The organism is Mesorhizobium caraganae, from assembly GCF_016836705.1.
GTDB lineage: Bacteria > Pseudomonadota > Alphaproteobacteria > Rhizobiales > Rhizobiaceae > Mesorhizobium > Mesorhizobium caraganae.
In genome coordinates, this window is sequence record NZ_JAFCGY010000024.1 from 24,669 (window position 1) to 39,102 (window position 14,434).

Consider the following 14,434-nt stretch of genomic DNA (forward strand, 5'->3'; position numbering starts at 1 on the left):
CTGACGGATCGCAGAGATTTCACCTATCTCGCGATACCGGCGACCCGCTCGGGGTATTGCACGGCCAGCATCGAATTGTCGGCGTGGCTGGCAAAGATTGCACTGACCTTTTCCGCGTCGAACCTCGCCCTGCGTTTGCGCTTCTCGTCGTTCAGCAAAATGCCGCTGATGGCGTCGAACTTGCGGCCGAGGTTCTTCAATATGCCTCGCTTGATCGGCCAGCTGCGGCTGAAGCGGCCGGCCCAGGGCGTGCCTTTCGCCAGATCGCGGTAGATCGCCATGGCGTCGACCTCGACACCGACCGGGTGAGGCTCCCAAGGTTTGCCCCAGGCGAAGTGACGGGCGTAGGACCTGCTGAACGGGATCTGGCTGCTGTAGTTGGTCATCACGTTCCAGAACGGATGCATCGTCTGCCACCGGCCTTCGAAGGCCACGTTCAACGCGCCTTGATCCATTCCGTAGACATGTTCCGACGCCAGCTGCCGCGTACGCTCCAGGAGCCCCTCAGCCCTGAGTAGCGGCATGTTGAAGAGAAGAACGCCAGCATTGAATTTCGGCGCACCGGGCTGCATCGGCAGATGTCGCCTGTACTTCGCGTCGAAGTAGGTCTGCTCATCGTGAGCGGCCAGCAACGGCGCGTTGAGCGGTGTGTTGCAGAGATCGGCTATCGATCGGTTGAAGAGCACGTCGGCGTCGGAATAGGCGATGCGGTCATATGGCTCGAATTCAGGCAATTTATCCGCGAACAGCCTGATGTAGGTCGCAAGGGTGGGATGCGTTCCACGATTGAAGTTCGTCGCCTCCATGAACTTCGTTACGTCGATGATGCTGATCCTCCCACCGAGCAAACGCTCGCCGGCAGACCGGTCTTCACTGGGAATGATGCCGGTGTGCAAAATAAAGCCGTCGACTGGGCCGGATAGATCCAACACACGGCGCGCTGCCAAGCAGGTATATGGAAAATACCTTTGATCGGCGGCGAAAAAGAAGCATGACGTTTGCGACACAGTCTAATTCTCCTGCCCTGCGCCTTACGGATTGAAGTCGCGGATATCTCAAGCGAAACCGCCGAGTACTTCGGGAAATTGCACGGCCATCGCACCGGCAAGGGCATGCTCGGCATACATCTTATGGACCTTGCTGCCGTCATACCGTGCGCGCCGCCGATACCGATCCTTGTTCGGCAGCATCCCCATGATGCCGTCGAACCTGCGGGCGAAGCGCCTCATGACGCCCCGCTCGAAGGGAATGCGCTGCATAAAGGGCTGAAGCCAGGGTGTATCCCTTGCCAGACCGCGCCAGACGGCAAGCGCCTCGGGCTCCACGTCGACCTGGCTCCCCCAGGGCTTGCCGCCGGCGAAATGCCGTGCATAGGCTTGGGCGAACCGAAATTCCTTCGTATCGTTGGACATCAAATTCCAGTTCGGATGCATCGTCTGCCACTTGCCCTCGAAGACGATGTTCAGCGCGTTCTGGTCGTTCATCTGCCCTGCGACGGCCACGTCCCTGGCGCGGTGCAAGAGGCCCTGTTCACGCACCAACGGCATATTGAAGACGATGATACCGGCATTGAAGTAAGGCGCTCCCGGCTGCATCGACAACTTCTGCCGGTAGCCAGGGCGGAAATACATATAATCGTCATGGGCGGCCAACAACGGCGCATTCAAAGTCTGGCCCACCAGGTCACCGATATCGCGATTGAACAGAACATCGCAATCGACATGGGCGATGCGATCATAGTCCGCGAACTGAGGCAATTGGTCGGCGAAAAGCCGCACAAAAGTGCCGACATTGCTCGGCCGGAAAGTATGGCCGGCCTGCGCAAACAACGCCGAGACGTCCATTATGCGAATGCTGTTCTTCAGCAGGCGCTCAGCAACACGCATATCGGCATCGCGTGCACCGACATGCAGGATGAAGCCTGGCGTTGCTTCTCCCGAAACGTCCAGAATTCTGCGAGCCGCCAAGCATGCATACGGAAAATAGTTGGCGTCAGCCGCTAGAAAAAAACAGGAATTCGCCACGCGCAATCCTTCTAATCGATATGGGCGAGCCATATCGCCTTGGCGTAGCGTCGACAAGGCCGGATGCCTGGCGACTTTTCCGGTCCAACGCGCCGTTTTAGCGCTTGCACCATAACCCTTGAAAATATATGGCTTTGCGCGGTCCGGAGTGTAGCGCAGCCCGGTAGCGCACTTGACTGGGGGTCAAGGGGTCGTCGGTTCGAATCCGGCCACTCCGACCAAACAACACAGGCGTTTAGCTGCTTCCCCCAAGTGGCCACGCGATTTCTCAGCCGCATTACAGCCACTCGCAAAATGCATTTCCTACGGCGCCACGCCGGCGTGTCGCTCCAGGAAAGGCTCGATGGGGCCTGTAAGAAGAGCAGCCTCCTGCTTGATCTTCTCGTCGCTCCATTCCCACCACCGGATCGCCAGCAATTTCGCAATGACGTCCTCCGAAAACCGATAGCGGATAAGCCTGGCCGGAACCCCGCCGACGATCGCATATGGCGGCACATCCTTGGTGACAACGGCGCCGGCCGCAACGATGGCGCCATCGGCAATGTGGACGCCTGGCATGATCATCGCATGACGGCCGATCCAGACATCGTTGGCGATGGTAATGCCGACGGCTTTGCCGCCATGCGCATTGGGATCGGTCGAGTCCATCATGCGGCTGTGGATCGGAAAAGTGGTTGCAGCCCAAGGCACGTGGCTTCCCCCGGAACATTCAAAGCTGACGTTGCCGGCGACCGAACAGAACGCCCCAATGGTCAACGGAGTGGCGTCAGACGCTCCAAGCACCTTCTTCCGGCTCACTCCATAGGTGTGACGTCCGAGGGTCACGCTTGAGGGCAGCTTGGATCGAAACGGATTCTTCATGCGAAGCCACCCCGTCACGGTGATCTCCTGAGCTTCTGGCGCAAGAGATCCGCGGGAGTTCGCCACAGACGATATCGACCGGCTTTTGCAACCTGCTGGCCGACTGGCACCTTGCCACAAGCGTTAAAGAACGCATGAACACGCGGCTCAGCAAACTGCTTTTTGCCTCGGGTGTTGTAGTGTCGGATCGGCAGGCCATGAGGGCTGATGGTTCGGCCGTTTTGAGAAAGGGCTACCCCGAGGCAGAACTGTTCCGGCGCCCACGTGTCGGTCACCTCATAAACGGCCTTGATAGCTGCGAAGGCGTCCACCATGGCGCTGAGATTGTCGCGGTGGATTCCTACGATTCCACTGTTCCACATCGGTTCCTGGCCGCTCAGGATCTGGCCACCGACGCTGATGTTCTTGCCCGGCAGCGCGCTCTGATAGATGCGATGCGGCCCTTCGCACAGGCGCATAAAGGAATGGGTCTCGGAGATCGAGCGGAAGCCTTTCGACGGGTCCCCCACCGGGTACATGTCGGTGTCCATGAAAAGGAGCCGATTTGCTCGCTGCAAAAGCTCACGCATAGCACCGGCCTTGATGCCGAAATGGTAGCTTCCTCCGAAAGACCACTGCTCTTTCTGCTCAGCCGTTATGAGCATTGTCTCAACAGGATAAGCGCGAAAGAGTTCAATCCTGTCAGTTGCGACGGCTATTCTAGCGGTCGGGCAATGGTGCAAAAGCTTGAGGGCGCTGAGTAGCGCACCGCGATGGTAAAGCTCGTTCTCACCATAGGCGATGTAACCAAAAACGTCGTTCATTCCATCACGTATAGTGAGTCGCCCAATCTTCTACCAGCCGCTCAGCTCGCTACTGGCATACATCGACCCATTCGGCGTTGACGATCTCGGTCATGCGCTGCGGGCTCAGCCGTACGGCGGCGTTGGTGGCGCCGGCCGCGGGGACGACTTCATCGAAGGCACGCAGCGAGACGTCGGCATAGACCGGCAGCGGCGCCGGCAGGCCGAATGGACAGACGCCGCCGACAGGATGGCTTGTGGCGGCGAGAACCTCATTGGCGTCAAGCATGCGCGGCTTGCCGCCGAAGCGGTCCTTGAATTTGCGGTTGTCGAGCCTCGACATGCCGCCGGCCACGATCAGCATGGTCTCACCGCCGACGCGCAGGCAGATGGTCTTGGCGATCTGCGCCGGCTCCACGCCATGCGCCGCCGCTGCCAGCGCCACCGTCGCCGAACTGGTTTCGGTGACGAGCACTTCGACATCGGGCGCATGGGCAGCCAGAAAGGCACGCACGGATTCAAGGCTCATCTCGGCATTTCTCCCCACGGGCAACAGACACTGGCCACTCGAACATGAAAAAGCCCGCCAGGGCAAACCATGGCGGGCTTGTTGAACGACGCTTGGCGTCGCTGTTATGAAACGGACCGATTTTCCACAGGCGCTGTTGGCGCCGGGGCATCGATCAGGGCCGTTTCCGGCAATTGCAATGCTGCGGCGATCCGGCGAAGTTTCGACGGATCGGTGTCCTTGCCGCTCTCTATGTCGGCAATCTCGCTGGTCGACAGACCGCAGGTCAGGGAAAGCTCTTCAATACTGTATCCCTTTGTTTCCCGGATGGCTTTAAGGCCTGGGTGCTCAAGCGCAACATCGGCCGCCAGCCTGGAGAAGGGTTCGTGCTTTGCATTTTGGGGCATTGGCAACTCCATGGGGCTAAAGAGTTTTGGATCAAATGATAGGGTGTTGCCTGAGAGCCGGGACAATGCCCGCTCAAGCGCGATTTGCCAAGACCCAAACCGACCGTCACGGCATCGTGAACCGGCGTTAAAAACCGCCTGCCATCGGGTACGTCGCGATCAAGTTCTTTTGAAGGACCGCACGCCGAAGTGTTCAGCAGTTTCGGGCCGCTCGCGCGTTAGCCTGATGTCGCTGGCAACCGGATCGGGCCAGCTTTCCCCCAAGAGGATCAGACCCATGACATTGAAGACATCAGCCATCGTGTTCGCCACGATCTCAGGCCTCGCCGGCGCCAGCCTGGTCGAGGCACAAGCCGCCGACGCCGTGCGCATTCGCGGCACCGTTACCGCCTTTGCCGGATCGACGCTGACGGTGAAGACCCGTGAAGGCGCCACCGACGCCATCGCGCTGGCTGACGGCTGGAAGATTTCCGGCGTCGCCAAGGCCGAGGCCGGGGATATCAAGCAAGGCGATTTCCTCGGAATTGCCTCGGTTTCAAAGGCCGATGGCGGCAGCGGCGCGCTGGAGGTGGTGATCTTCCCGGCGGCGCTCAAAGGCACCGGCGAAGGCGACCGCCCGTGGGATCTCAAGCCCAACAGCCGGATGACCAACGGCACGGTCGCCGATGTCACCGAGATTGCGGGCCGCACGGTGACGCTCACCTACGACAATGGCCAGAAAAAGCAGATCGCGATCCCGCAGACGACACCGGTGGTGACCTTTGCGCCGGCCACACCGGCCGACCTTCAGCCCGGTGCCGTGGTGTTCGTCAACGCCGAGCGTGGCAGCGACGGCACGCTGACCGCCGGCCAGGTCGTGGTCGGCAACAACGGCGTCGTTCCGCCGATGTGAAAGCGGTTGCTGCTCCTGCGAAAGCGCCAGACACAATCCAGAAACAAAATTCTACAGTCGGGAAAAACTGTCGAAAAATTCGGAGGCGATAGTCACGGCTGCGGGGTTCACGTCACCGATCTTGCTCGGTGGCGGTCAAATTCAGCCCGCGCAGAAAAGGAAACGAAGTCATGAAGAAGTCCCTCCTGTCGGCTCTCGGGCTGGCTTTCGCCCTTGCTGTCTCGCTGCCGATCATCGGCGCCAGCAGCGCGGACGCAGCTCCGGTGGCGAAGAAGCATCACCACCATCACCATCATCACCACAAGCACCACAAGAAGCATCACCGCCATCATCATCACCACCACCACAAGAAGGTGGAAGCCAAGAAGGCCTGAGCCGGCTGACTTGCCCAATGGGAAGGCTGGCTTTGGAGTCCTCGCCAAGGCCGCCTTCCCATTGGCTTTTGCCAGGCGAGACGTGGCGAGATGAAGACAGGGTTTGATGGCGCCCATGCGCCAGAAGGCGAGCAACCAACGAACGTATCAGGCGCAAGGCCGAGGAGCACAGCGGTTGCGAGGCATGCTGCAGGACACCGCGAGTGTCTCAGTGCGTTGCCGAAAACCCGCTAGGATGGCGCCGCGAACGCGAGCACTATCGCGATCAAAATCAACAGCGGTCCCATCCATTTGAAATGCTTCGCGACCTGCAGCAACCACGGCTGCTGACCTGACCGAGCCTGAAAAGGACTTTTGAGCAGCCCAAAGCCAACGCCTGTCATCCATAGCCCAACGCAGAACATGATGAACTCGTCGATGTAATTTGCGACCACGCCCCGCCTCCTCCGCCGGTATCTTTGGATTGGCGTTATAGCCGCAGCCGGGTTGGGCAGAAAGCGCGGTGCCAAGATGGCGACAATGACTGCTGCCGCCACCTGACATGAGCCGGGGCGGACTCGGTCTTGGCCGGCCATTTTCGGCACACCACCCTGCGATCTTCGCATGGCATGCCGCGCGTCCATGCCAGCGCACTTCACGCCAAATGCATGATCGATGCCGGCCGTTCCCGCCAGGCGCCGGCTGTTGATGAAGGCTAAAAATCGCCTTCACGAAAAAACACGAAGAAAATTCGAACCACGCATGAACCTTTGCTCTGGGAGCCGCACTAACCCGGCATGGACGCCAAGAAGGCGATCCCAACCCAGAAGGACGCCATGATGGCGATCCTCGATCCAGAGGAACTTCAAGCGCATCACGCTCGCCGCGGCTTTCGTCGTCTCGGCTTTCGGTTCGGCTTCGGTTTCGACCTCGGCTTTCGCCGGCGGCACGCATCCCACTGGCGACGGCGGCGCGGTTTGCAAGGGCGCCGGCCATTGCCTGGTGCTCTCGACCGAGTGCAAGGGCACCTATACCGATGCCACTGACAAGAATGGCACGGTCTATGGCAAGTGCAGCCAGACCGCGCAGGTTTCGCCGCAGGGCAGGATCAAGCTCGCCAAGTAATCGGTCCCTGATCAAGGAAATGGCGGCCGTCCGCGGGACAGCCGCCATTTTCCAAGGGAAAGCGCTACGCGCTTTTCCCGGGGAAACCGTTCACACTTTTCCTGGAATTGCTCTAGCGCCGGCTGAGCAACAGGCTGGCGAGAAGGCCGACCACGACCAGGCCGACGGCAGCCGCCGTCGCCGGATGATCGCGCGCCGTCTTTTCAATCGCCCTGCCCTGCTTCCTGATTGCGGGCATCGCATCGCTGATGCGGTCGGCAAGCTGCGCATAGTAGTCGGAGGCAGCATCGCGTCCGTCCTCGTAGTAAGCGCCGCCGCGTTTGGCTACAGCTTTCCTCAAAGCAGCAAGTTCCTTGGAAAGGGTCGCGACCTGCTTTTCAAGATCGAGATCGGAGAGGGTCGAAAGCGATGCCATGATTTTTTTCCTTCTTTCAAGAGAAGGCCAAACGCATGGCTGCGGAACCGGTTCCGATTTTGCTTGCCTCTGGCAATTGCCTAGAGGTCTAGCGCACCTGATCGAGCAGACGCTTGCATTCGAGAAGGTCGAACAGCGCCTCCTGCAGCAAGGCGCGGTTGTCGCGCGACAGTTTCGACGCGCCGGGCTGGACGGGACCTTCCTCGTCGGTTTTGCCCAGGCCGAAAAAGCGGCGGCTGGGTTTTACCTTGGGCTGGCCGACCAGCATCTCGTCATCCATGCCGCGCGGCTGCGCCGCCGGCGTCAGCGGCACCTGATCGGCCTGCCTGCGCTGCGAGATCGCCTCGACGGCTGCCATGTCGCCATTGCCGATGGCAACCAGGAAATGGTTGCCGTTCTCGCGCAGCAGCTTCTGCACGCCCTTGATCGTGTAACCCTGGTCATAGAGCATGTGGCGGATGCCCTTGATCAGTTCGACATCCTGCGGCCGGTAGTAGCGGCGGCCGCCGCCGCGCTTCATCGGCTTGATCTGGTTGAAACGGGTTTCCCAGAAGCGCAGCACGTGCTGCGGCAGATCGAGATCCTCCGCGACCTCGCTGATGGTGCGGAAAGCGTCGGGGCTCTTGTCCATGGGCGAAATCCTCACGCTGGACGGCGATCCAGCCTAGTCTGCCGAATCGGGTATCATTTCAGCGGTTTATGAAACAACATTCAAGCCCGGCGTCAAACCGGCGGCCGTTTTCAACCGAAGGTTTGCGTGACAAGCCTTTTTCCGATCAACAGCGGCCAGGCTGGAGAAGTCGGACGGGCAGAAGAAGACCCGGCAGTGCCTGCCAAGCAACAGCACTCGAAAGGGTCAATTCTCATGGAAGGCGATCGATTTTGCAGGACGGGATTATCTCTTTGCGTTGGGAGGGGGAGCCATCATTCCCGGAACAATGTCCGTGTTCTGAGCCACCTTTATTCGCCAGCCCGTCCGTTCTTCCTTCACAATCAGAAGCAGGATACCTTTTCGGACTCCAGCGGACGAGCCGTCCGGGGCGGATGCGCCGGTCAGGGTCCATGTGTAGTGAACGGCATTAAGACCGGGCGCTAGTTCAACAACCGACGAGACGTCGCCGTCCAATTGGCTATCACGAAACATACTTTCATGCGTCGCACGGTGCGCGCCTTCGATCTCTGCGCGGTTCTTCCACCACATACCTACGACATTGACGAAGTTTGCATCGTCGGCGAATAGCGCTGCGAAATCGTCCATATCGTGCCGATTCCAAGCATCGGCAAAGGCAGTCGCGACATCCTCAGGTTTGCTGACCGCCGACCTCACGCCCAATTTCCTCCATGCTCTTTCCGCTAAGCTAATAGGAGTTCGAGCCGGACGGCGACAAGCGCGAGCTCAGATTTCAAACTGAGACACTACCAAGGTTTGTGTATCCTTGACGCAATTTCCTAGGAAAGCGCTGCGCACTTTTCCTGGAATTGCTGCAGAAGATTTATTTGCCGCCCTTGGCCTTGCTGTTCTGGTGCGAGCGCAGGATACGGCTCTTGAGCACATTCGACGACTTGAAGGTCATCACCCGGCGCGGCAGGATCGGCACTTCCTCGCCGGTCTTGGGATTGCGGCCGATGCGTTCGTTCTTGGAACGGACATGGAAGGTGGCGAAGGACGACAGCTTCACCGTCTCGCCGCGCACGATGGCTTCGCAGATTTCGTCCAGCACCGCCTCGACGAGTTCTGCCGATTCAGTGCGCGACAAGCCGACCTTACGATAAACAGCTTCGGCAAGGTCGGCGCGCGTAAGTGTCTTTCCCCCCATGCGACCGTCCCATCAGTTCAAAAACATAAATCGATACAAGCAAAGGCAGAACCTAAGTAATTGATCCGGCAAGGTCAAGGACCGAACCGGACCGTTCGGCACTTACCAGCGAACCAGAACCGCGCCCCAGGTGAAACCGCCGCCCATCGCTTCCAGCAGCACGAGGTCACCCTTCTTGATACGGCCGTCGGCGACGGCCACCGAAAGCGCCAGCGGCACGGAAGCAGCCGAGGTGTTACCGTGCAAGTCGACGGTGACCACCACCTTTTGTTCAGCAATCCCGAGCTTCTTGGCCGAAGCGTCAATAATGCGTTTATTGGCCTGGTGCGGCACGAACCAGTCGAGGTCGTCGGCTGTGATGCCGGCCTGCGAGAACGTTGCCTCGATGACGTCGGTGATCATGCCGACGGCGTGCTTGAACACTTCGCGGCCCTCCATCCTGAGATGGCCGACCGTGCCGGTGGTCGACGGGCCGCCATCGACGAAAAGCTTGTCCTTGTGGACGCCGTCGGAGCGCAGACTCATCGCCAGTACGCCACGGTCGGCAATGCCGCCGGTGCCTTCATCCGCTTCCAGCACCAGCGCGCCGGCGCCGTCGCCGAACAGGACGCAGGTCGAGCGATCGCTCCAGTCGAGGATGCGGGAAAAGGTTTCCGCGCCGATCACCAGCACGCGTTTGGCGAGGCCGCCTCTGATGTAGAGGTCGGCGGTGGTCACCGCATAGACGAAGCCCGAGCACACCGCCTGCATGTCGAAGGCAAAGCCATGATGCATGCCGAGCCGGTTCTGGACATCGACGGCGGTCGCCGGGAAGGTGTTGTTGGGCGTCGAGGTCGCCAGCACGATCAGGTCGATGTCTGCGGGCGTCAGGCCGGCGCTGTCGAGTGCCGCGCGCGCGGCCGCCTCGCCGAGCGATGCCGTCGTTTCATCATCGGCGGCGATATGGCGTTGGCGGATACCGGTGCGCTGGGCGATCCACTCATCGGAGGTCTCGACCATGCCTTCGAAATCGGCATTCTTCATGATGCGGCGGGGCCCCCGGCGCCGCCCACGACTGATCTGATCAAAGTGTCTTTCCTATTCCTTTGCGTCGACGGCGGCGTCGGCTTTCCTGTTTGCCTGGGCATGCGGATTGCGCGCATGGAACAGATCGAGATCGGCCTCGATGCGGTCGATCAGATTGTTGCGCACCATATCGTAGCCAAGCTCGATCGCTGCCGCAAAACCATCCGAATCGGCGCCACCATGGCTTTTTACCACGATGCCGTTCAGACCCAGGAAGACACCGCCATTGGAGCGGCCCGGATCGAGCTTTTCACGCAAGCGGTCAAAGGCGCCCTTGGCGAAGACATAGCCGATCCTGGCCATCAGCGTGCGACTCATCGCGGCGCGCAGATAGCCTGAGATCTGGCGCACCGTGCCTTCCGCCGTCTTGAGCGCGATGTTGCCGGCAAATCCTTCGGTGACGACCACATCGACCGTGCCCTTGCCGATGTCGTCACCCTCGACGAAGCCGTGATAATTCATCGAAGCCATATTGGCCTCGCGCAGCATGCGCCCGGCTTCCTTGACCTCTTCCTGGCCCTTGATCTCCTCGACGCCGACATTGAGCAGGCCGACTTTCGGCCGGTCGATGCCGAACACCGAACGCGCCATGCCGGTGCCGAGAATGGCAAAATCGATCAGCTGATGCGCATCGGCGCCGATCGTGGCGCCGACGTCCAGCACCACGCTCTCGCCGCGCAGCGTCGGCCAGATCGCCGCGATCGCCGGGCGGTCGATGGTGGCCATGGTGCGCAGGCAGAATTTCGACATCGCCATCAGCGCGCCGGTATTGCCGGCCGAAATGCAGGCCTGCGCGCTGCCAGATTTGACCGCTTCGACCGCCTTCCACATCGACGACTTCCAGCGGCCTTGGCGCAGCGCCTGGCTCGGCTTATCGTCCATCCTGACCGCGATCTCGCAATGGTGGAACTCGCTGATCTCGGCCAGTTTGGGGAATTTGGCGAGCTCGGGGCGCACCATCTCTTCGTGCCCATAGATGACGAAGCGGATGTCGGGACGCCTGACAGCGACCGTCATGAGTGCCGGGATGACCACGTTTGGCCCGTGATCGCCACCCATGGCATCGATGGAAATCCTGATCACGCGGTCTTTATCTCACTAGCTTGGGCCAGGGCGCATGGCCCGCGAAATATGAAACTCGCGAAATAAGGGGGCTCGCGAAGGTTCGGGGAAAATAGCGGTTTTGGGCTGCCGCACAACCGACTTTTCTCGGATCGCATCCTGTTTTAGGATTTTCCAAGCAAGGATCGCAGCTTTTGCTGGAATTCGTTCTCGACCGGCTCGTCCGGGCCAGCCGCCTCGAGCGAGGCGCCGGACTTGCGCGGATAGGGATCGATCGCCAACCCGAAGAACTGTTCGGCGAGCGCGCCGACGTCGATTGTGTCGCCGGAGAAGGTTTCCGGGCTGTCGGGCCCCTCTGCATCGATCAGTATCTCGCCGCCGCCTTCGAACCCTTGGCGCCCGAGCTTGGATTGCTCGGGCAGGAACAGCGCCTCGACCTCCTCGTCGATATGGGCCACGACCGGCTCGAGGGTGACGATGCAGGCTTGGGTAATATCGGCCTCGACGCGGCCACTGACCTTGACGCCGTTGCGCTTCCACGGCGCCACCAGCAGTTCGACGTGGTAGTTTTCGACGGAGAGCAGTTCGTGCTCCGCGGCAAGGGCGGCGCGCTGCGCCAGGTCGGCATCGATCACCACCGGAAGGCCTTTGTGCGGCAGGCGACCGACGTTCGCCTTGAATGACACCGGGCTCGATGTGTCCGCATGTTTCATCTCAGCCTCCCTCTTGATTTCCTTCATTGCGCCTTGGCGACGGGAAACGCCACCGTGCCGGAGAGGATCGACTCGGACGGCTGTGCCTCAAGCTGCCTTGCGGCATCGATCACATAGGACGCTAGCGGCACGGCCTGCGGCCAAGCGCCGGCGTCGGGCCTGACATTGCGCGCCAGGGCGGCAGCAAGCGCATCGCCATCACTGCGTTCCAGCGCATCGTCATAGGCGGCGGTACGGCCGTAGAACATTTTCGCCAGCCTCTTCATGCGCTTCGGCACCCCGACATCGCCAACGCCCAGTTCCCGCAGCGAATGCTCGACATCGAGAAAGAACTCGTCGATCAGCACCTGCGCGACCTCTTGCGCGACGCCTTCTTCGCCGCGCAGCCTGTGCTGAAACAGGAACATGTGCAACGACAGCATCTCGAAACGGCCGAGCGGCGTGTCCGGCACATTCCAGTCGGAATAAAAAACAATCTGCCGCGCCGCTGCCACGATTTGTGCGTAAAGCGCCTCGGTGATAGCGCGGTTGGCGTTGCGTTCGCGGCCAAAAAGGCGCTGGAACATTGAGGGTGGTCTCCTGGGGACCGTTTGTTTGAATTGGCCTTGTTGCATCGGCAAGCAAGCTGGTTTACCGGTTTTGCCGCCCAGCGCAAGTTGCGGTCAGCTAATGGAGTTGTTGTTGCGCGCGCTGAAATTCAAGTCGACTTTGCTGCCCGGAGCTACCGCGGCGGTTTCGCTGGTGTTGGTGGCTTCCGCGCTGTCAGGCTGCAATTCATCCAAAATGTTCGGCGACCTTACCCCGGGCGAGACGCTGACGCAGGGCTATGTCATCGACCAGCAGGCGGTAGACTCGGTGCCGGTAGGCTCCAGCCGCGAACAGGTGCTCCTGGCGCTCGGAACGCCGTCGACGACGGCAACTTTCGATAATGAGGCCTTCTATTACATCTCGCAGACGCGCAAGCGCTATGTCGCGTTCGACAAGCCCCACCTGGTCGACCAGAAAGTGCTGGCGGTCTATTTCGGCGATGACGGGCGTGTCACCCAGATCGCCAATTACGGCCTGAAGGACGGCAAGATCTTCGACTTCGTTTCGCGCACCACGCCGACCGGCGGCAAGGACCAGAACTTCCTCAGCCAGATCATCAATGGCGCCAGCAAGCTCGCGCCCGGCATCCCCGGCGGCGGCGGCGCCTAAGAAGCGGCCGCTTCCTCTAATTTTCTCGCTTTTTGCTTCCCTCGAAGCAACATCATCTCAGGCGACCAAAAGCCCGCGGGAGCGATCCTGCGGGCTTTTGTTTTCAGGTCACGTCGCCGCCTCGCCCGTCGCGCTTTGCCGCGCTTGGCCGGTTCGAGCGCCGGACGCCAGCGGGGCGTGTTGCACAGCCACGCTCTGCCGCGCTTCCGACGGCGTCATGCCGAAATGGCGGCGAAAGGCATGGTTGAAGGTCGACAGATCGCCGAAGCCGGCGTCGAAGGCGATGGCGCCAATGGTGCGATGGACAAGGCGCGGATCGGCCAGCTTCCGGCAAACCAACGCCAGCCTGCGCCCGAGCACGAATTGCGACAGCGATGTGCCCTCGCCCTCAAACAGCTTTCTGACATAGCGCGAGCTGACCCGATGGCGCCCCGCCAGCACCTCGGAGCCGACGTCGCCGGAAGCCAGATTGCTTTCGATATCGGCTTTGATGGCGCGCAGCCGCGCGGCGCGTATACCACGCCCTGTGGCGACCTCGGTGGCGTCCTGAGTCGCGCCGATCACGACAGCAACTAGGTCCTGTATGTGATTGGCGGCAAGCCAGCACAGTTCGGATGCGGCAAGGTCCGGCTCCTGCATCAGCAGGCGCACATAGCTGGCCAGCAGCGAGAATTTTTCGCCCACGCATGATATCGGCGTCATCAGGGCGGCATCCGCGTTCGCGGCCATGGGCCCGAGGGCCGCCTTCGGAATGGTGATGAAGAGATGATGCGACATCGCCCGCTCGATCACATGCGGGTCGCAAGAGGGCAGAAGGATTGCCTGGCCGGCCTCGATGCTGGTCTCGCGGCCGAGATGCGAGAAGGTGGCAGCCCCTTCGAGACACATGAAGAAAATGTAATCATCTGTCCCCTTGGTCATGGCCCGGGAACGGGTGGTGCGGAAGGCAGTGGTCCTGGAATCAGAAACGCCGAGGCCCGGCAACCGCAGGACCGTCGCGTCGACGGAGCGTTTTTCCTCCGTGACCTGGACATCCATGTCGGTCACCATCCGGCGCACCAGGTCGCAGTAGACGCCACGCCATTCGGCTCGCGGCCACTTGGCGCTCGAAAAGCGCGCATCGGAAAACTCAGATGGTCGAATAGTCATGGGGCACTCCCAAGCGATTGTCATCTTTTCACAGTCGTTCGTGGTCGAGGCTCGTTCAATGAAC

Annotated in this window: 20 protein-coding genes, 1 tRNA gene and 1 pseudogene; 5 read left to right on the forward strand and 17 right to left on the reverse strand. The window is 60.7% G+C overall.

All coding sequences use genetic code 11. The annotated features are described in order from the left end of the window. Positions 1-23: 23 nt before the first annotated feature. Both JQK88_RS27240 and JQK88_RS27245 read right to left on the reverse strand, forming a co-directional pair. Complete coding sequence (locus JQK88_RS27240) at positions 24-1,007, reverse strand: glycosyltransferase family 8 protein (protein WP_203280023.1); 984 nt, start codon at positions 1,005-1,007, stop codon at positions 24-26. A 48-nt stretch (positions 1,008-1,055) separates the two neighbouring features. Beyond that, on the reverse strand, positions 1,056-2,081 hold the full coding sequence (locus JQK88_RS27245; RefSeq protein WP_203280024.1) for a glycosyltransferase family 8 protein: 1,026 nt from the start codon (positions 2,079-2,081) through the stop codon (positions 1,056-1,058). A gap of 87 nt (positions 2,082-2,168) precedes the next feature. On the opposite strand from JQK88_RS27245, the gene JQK88_RS27250 reads away from it, so the two are divergent. Next, positions 2,169-2,245: transfer RNA gene (locus tag JQK88_RS27250), tRNA-Pro, on the forward strand. Positions 2,246-2,327: 82 nt separating this feature from the next. On the opposite strand, the gene JQK88_RS36460 is transcribed toward JQK88_RS27250, so the two are convergent. The 4 genes from JQK88_RS36460 to JQK88_RS27270 all read right to left on the reverse strand — a co-directional run bounded on the left by JQK88_RS36460 (position 2,328) and on the right by JQK88_RS27270 (position 4,582). After that, on the reverse strand, positions 2,328-2,714 hold the full coding sequence (locus tag JQK88_RS36460; RefSeq protein WP_312037330.1) for a CatB-related O-acetyltransferase: 387 nt from the start codon (positions 2,712-2,714) through the stop codon (positions 2,328-2,330). Positions 2,715-2,899: 185 nt separating this feature from the next. Continuing rightward, the gene (locus JQK88_RS27260) at positions 2,900-3,688 is read right to left on the reverse strand and encodes a hypothetical protein (RefSeq protein ID WP_192253316.1); all 789 of its coding nucleotides are present in this window, start codon (positions 3,686-3,688) and stop codon (positions 2,900-2,902) included. A 49-nt stretch (positions 3,689-3,737) separates the two neighbouring features. Continuing rightward, positions 3,738-4,196, reverse strand: coding sequence for a YbaK/EbsC family protein (locus JQK88_RS27265; RefSeq protein WP_192253313.1), 459 nt, complete (start codon positions 4,194-4,196; stop codon positions 3,738-3,740). 104 nt (positions 4,197-4,300) lie between these two features. Beyond that, positions 4,301-4,582, reverse strand: coding sequence for a helix-turn-helix domain-containing protein (locus tag JQK88_RS27270; protein ID WP_112561791.1), 282 nt, complete (start codon positions 4,580-4,582; stop codon positions 4,301-4,303). Between the two features lie 277 nt (positions 4,583-4,859). On the opposite strand from JQK88_RS27270, the gene JQK88_RS27275 reads away from it, so the two are divergent. Together JQK88_RS27275 and JQK88_RS27280 are read left to right on the forward strand one after the other, a co-directional pair. Beyond that, positions 4,860-5,474 carry a hypothetical protein gene (locus JQK88_RS27275; protein ID WP_203280025.1) on the forward strand — a complete coding sequence of 205 codons (615 nt, stop codon included), beginning with the start codon at positions 4,860-4,862 and terminating at the stop codon, positions 5,472-5,474. 170 nt (positions 5,475-5,644) lie between these two features. Further along, positions 5,645-5,848 (forward strand): hypothetical protein, encoded by a 204-nt coding sequence (locus JQK88_RS27280; RefSeq protein ID WP_192253307.1) that lies wholly within the window; start codon positions 5,645-5,647, stop codon positions 5,846-5,848. A 230-nt stretch (positions 5,849-6,078) separates the two neighbouring features. Here the strand turns inward: JQK88_RS27280 and JQK88_RS27285 are convergent, their stop codons facing one another. Together JQK88_RS27285 and JQK88_RS36465 are read right to left on the reverse strand one after the other, a co-directional pair. Next, positions 6,079-6,282, reverse strand: a complete 204-nt coding sequence (locus JQK88_RS27285) for a hypothetical protein (protein ID WP_192254307.1) — start codon at positions 6,280-6,282, stop codon at positions 6,079-6,081. 273 nt (positions 6,283-6,555) lie between these two features. Further along, positions 6,556-6,810, reverse strand: a complete 255-nt coding sequence (locus JQK88_RS36465; RefSeq protein WP_203280026.1) for a hypothetical protein — start codon at positions 6,808-6,810, stop codon at positions 6,556-6,558. A 19-nt stretch (positions 6,811-6,829) separates the two neighbouring features. Here JQK88_RS36465 and JQK88_RS37030 point away from each other — a divergent pair, with 19 nt between their 5' ends. Next, on the forward strand, positions 6,830-6,952 hold the full coding sequence (locus JQK88_RS37030; RefSeq protein ID WP_281434902.1) for a hypothetical protein: 123 nt from the start codon (positions 6,830-6,832) through the stop codon (positions 6,950-6,952). Between the two features lie 112 nt (positions 6,953-7,064). On the opposite strand, the gene JQK88_RS27300 is transcribed toward JQK88_RS37030, so the two are convergent. From JQK88_RS27300 to JQK88_RS27335, 8 genes and pseudogenes are all read right to left on the reverse strand, one after another. Next, the gene (locus JQK88_RS27300; protein WP_192253304.1) at positions 7,065-7,367 is read right to left on the reverse strand and encodes a DUF883 family protein; all 303 of its coding nucleotides are present in this window, start codon (positions 7,365-7,367) and stop codon (positions 7,065-7,067) included. A gap of 88 nt (positions 7,368-7,455) precedes the next feature. Next, positions 7,456-7,998, reverse strand: a complete 543-nt coding sequence (locus tag JQK88_RS27305; protein WP_192253300.1) for a MerR family transcriptional regulator — start codon at positions 7,996-7,998, stop codon at positions 7,456-7,458. 264 nt (positions 7,999-8,262) lie between these two features. Next, positions 8,263-8,694 carry an SgcJ/EcaC family oxidoreductase gene (locus JQK88_RS27310; RefSeq protein WP_192253297.1) on the reverse strand — a complete coding sequence of 144 codons (432 nt, stop codon included), beginning with the start codon at positions 8,692-8,694 and terminating at the stop codon, positions 8,263-8,265. A gap of 166 nt (positions 8,695-8,860) precedes the next feature. Further along, positions 8,861-9,184 carry an integration host factor subunit alpha gene (locus JQK88_RS27315; protein WP_006201891.1) on the reverse strand — a complete coding sequence of 108 codons (324 nt, stop codon included), beginning with the start codon at positions 9,182-9,184 and terminating at the stop codon, positions 8,861-8,863. A 102-nt stretch (positions 9,185-9,286) separates the two neighbouring features. Beyond that, positions 9,287-10,251 (reverse strand): annotated as a pseudogene (locus JQK88_RS27320) (beta-ketoacyl-ACP synthase III). A gap of 10 nt (positions 10,252-10,261) precedes the next feature. After that, positions 10,262-11,332, reverse strand: a complete 1,071-nt coding sequence (gene plsX, locus JQK88_RS27325; protein WP_203280028.1) for a phosphate acyltransferase PlsX — start codon at positions 11,330-11,332, stop codon at positions 10,262-10,264. Between the two features lie 143 nt (positions 11,333-11,475). Then, entirely contained in the window at positions 11,476-12,024 is a 549-nt protein-coding gene (locus JQK88_RS27330) for a YceD family protein (RefSeq protein ID WP_203280029.1), read from the reverse strand. A 23-nt stretch (positions 12,025-12,047) separates the two neighbouring features. After that, positions 12,048-12,590 (reverse strand): ubiquinol-cytochrome C chaperone family protein, encoded by a 543-nt coding sequence (locus JQK88_RS27335; protein WP_203280030.1) that lies wholly within the window; start codon positions 12,588-12,590, stop codon positions 12,048-12,050. A 115-nt stretch (positions 12,591-12,705) separates the two neighbouring features. Between JQK88_RS27335 and JQK88_RS27340 the strand changes: the two genes are divergently transcribed. Further along, the gene (locus tag JQK88_RS27340) at positions 12,706-13,221 is read left to right on the forward strand and encodes an outer membrane protein assembly factor BamE (protein ID WP_246501607.1); all 516 of its coding nucleotides are present in this window, start codon (positions 12,706-12,708) and stop codon (positions 13,219-13,221) included. Between the two features lie 108 nt (positions 13,222-13,329). Here JQK88_RS27340 and JQK88_RS27345 read toward each other — a convergent pair whose 3' ends face one another. Beyond that, positions 13,330-14,370, reverse strand: coding sequence for a helix-turn-helix domain-containing protein (locus JQK88_RS27345; protein ID WP_203280031.1), 1,041 nt, complete (start codon positions 14,368-14,370; stop codon positions 13,330-13,332). Positions 14,371-14,434: the final 64 nt, after the last annotated feature.

What these genes read in the sequence shown, in the direction of transcription:
- JQK88_RS27260 (WP_192253316.1), bottom strand. Translation starts at nt 3,688, where the DNA reads ATGAACGACGTTTTTGGTTACATCGCCTATGGTGAGAACGAGCTTTAC.
- JQK88_RS27265 (WP_192253313.1), bottom strand. Translation starts at nt 4,196, where the DNA reads ATGAGCCTTGAATCCGTGCGTGCCTTTCTGGCTGCCCATGCGCCCGAT.
- JQK88_RS27270 (WP_112561791.1), bottom strand. Translation starts at nt 4,582, where the DNA reads ATGCCCCAAAATGCAAAGCACGAACCCTTCTCCAGGCTGGCGGCCGAT.
- JQK88_RS27275 (WP_203280025.1), top strand. Translation starts at nt 4,860, where the DNA reads ATGACATTGAAGACATCAGCCATCGTGTTCGCCACGATCTCAGGCCTC.
- JQK88_RS27280 (WP_192253307.1), top strand. Translation starts at nt 5,645, where the DNA reads ATGAAGAAGTCCCTCCTGTCGGCTCTCGGGCTGGCTTTCGCCCTTGCT.
- JQK88_RS27300 (WP_192253304.1), bottom strand. Translation starts at nt 7,367, where the DNA reads ATGGCATCGCTTTCGACCCTCTCCGATCTCGATCTTGAAAAGCAGGTC.
- JQK88_RS27305 (WP_192253300.1), bottom strand. Translation starts at nt 7,998, where the DNA reads ATGGACAAGAGCCCCGACGCTTTCCGCACCATCAGCGAGGTCGCGGAG.
- JQK88_RS27315 (WP_006201891.1), bottom strand. Translation starts at nt 9,184, where the DNA reads ATGGGGGGAAAGACACTTACGCGCGCCGACCTTGCCGAAGCTGTTTAT.
- JQK88_RS27330 (WP_203280029.1), bottom strand. Translation starts at nt 12,024, where the DNA reads ATGAAACATGCGGACACATCGAGCCCGGTGTCATTCAAGGCGAACGTC.
- JQK88_RS27335 (WP_203280030.1), bottom strand. Translation starts at nt 12,590, where the DNA reads ATGTTCCAGCGCCTTTTTGGCCGCGAACGCAACGCCAACCGCGCTATC.
- JQK88_RS27345 (WP_203280031.1), bottom strand. Translation starts at nt 14,370, where the DNA reads ATGACTATTCGACCATCTGAGTTTTCCGATGCGCGCTTTTCGAGCGCC.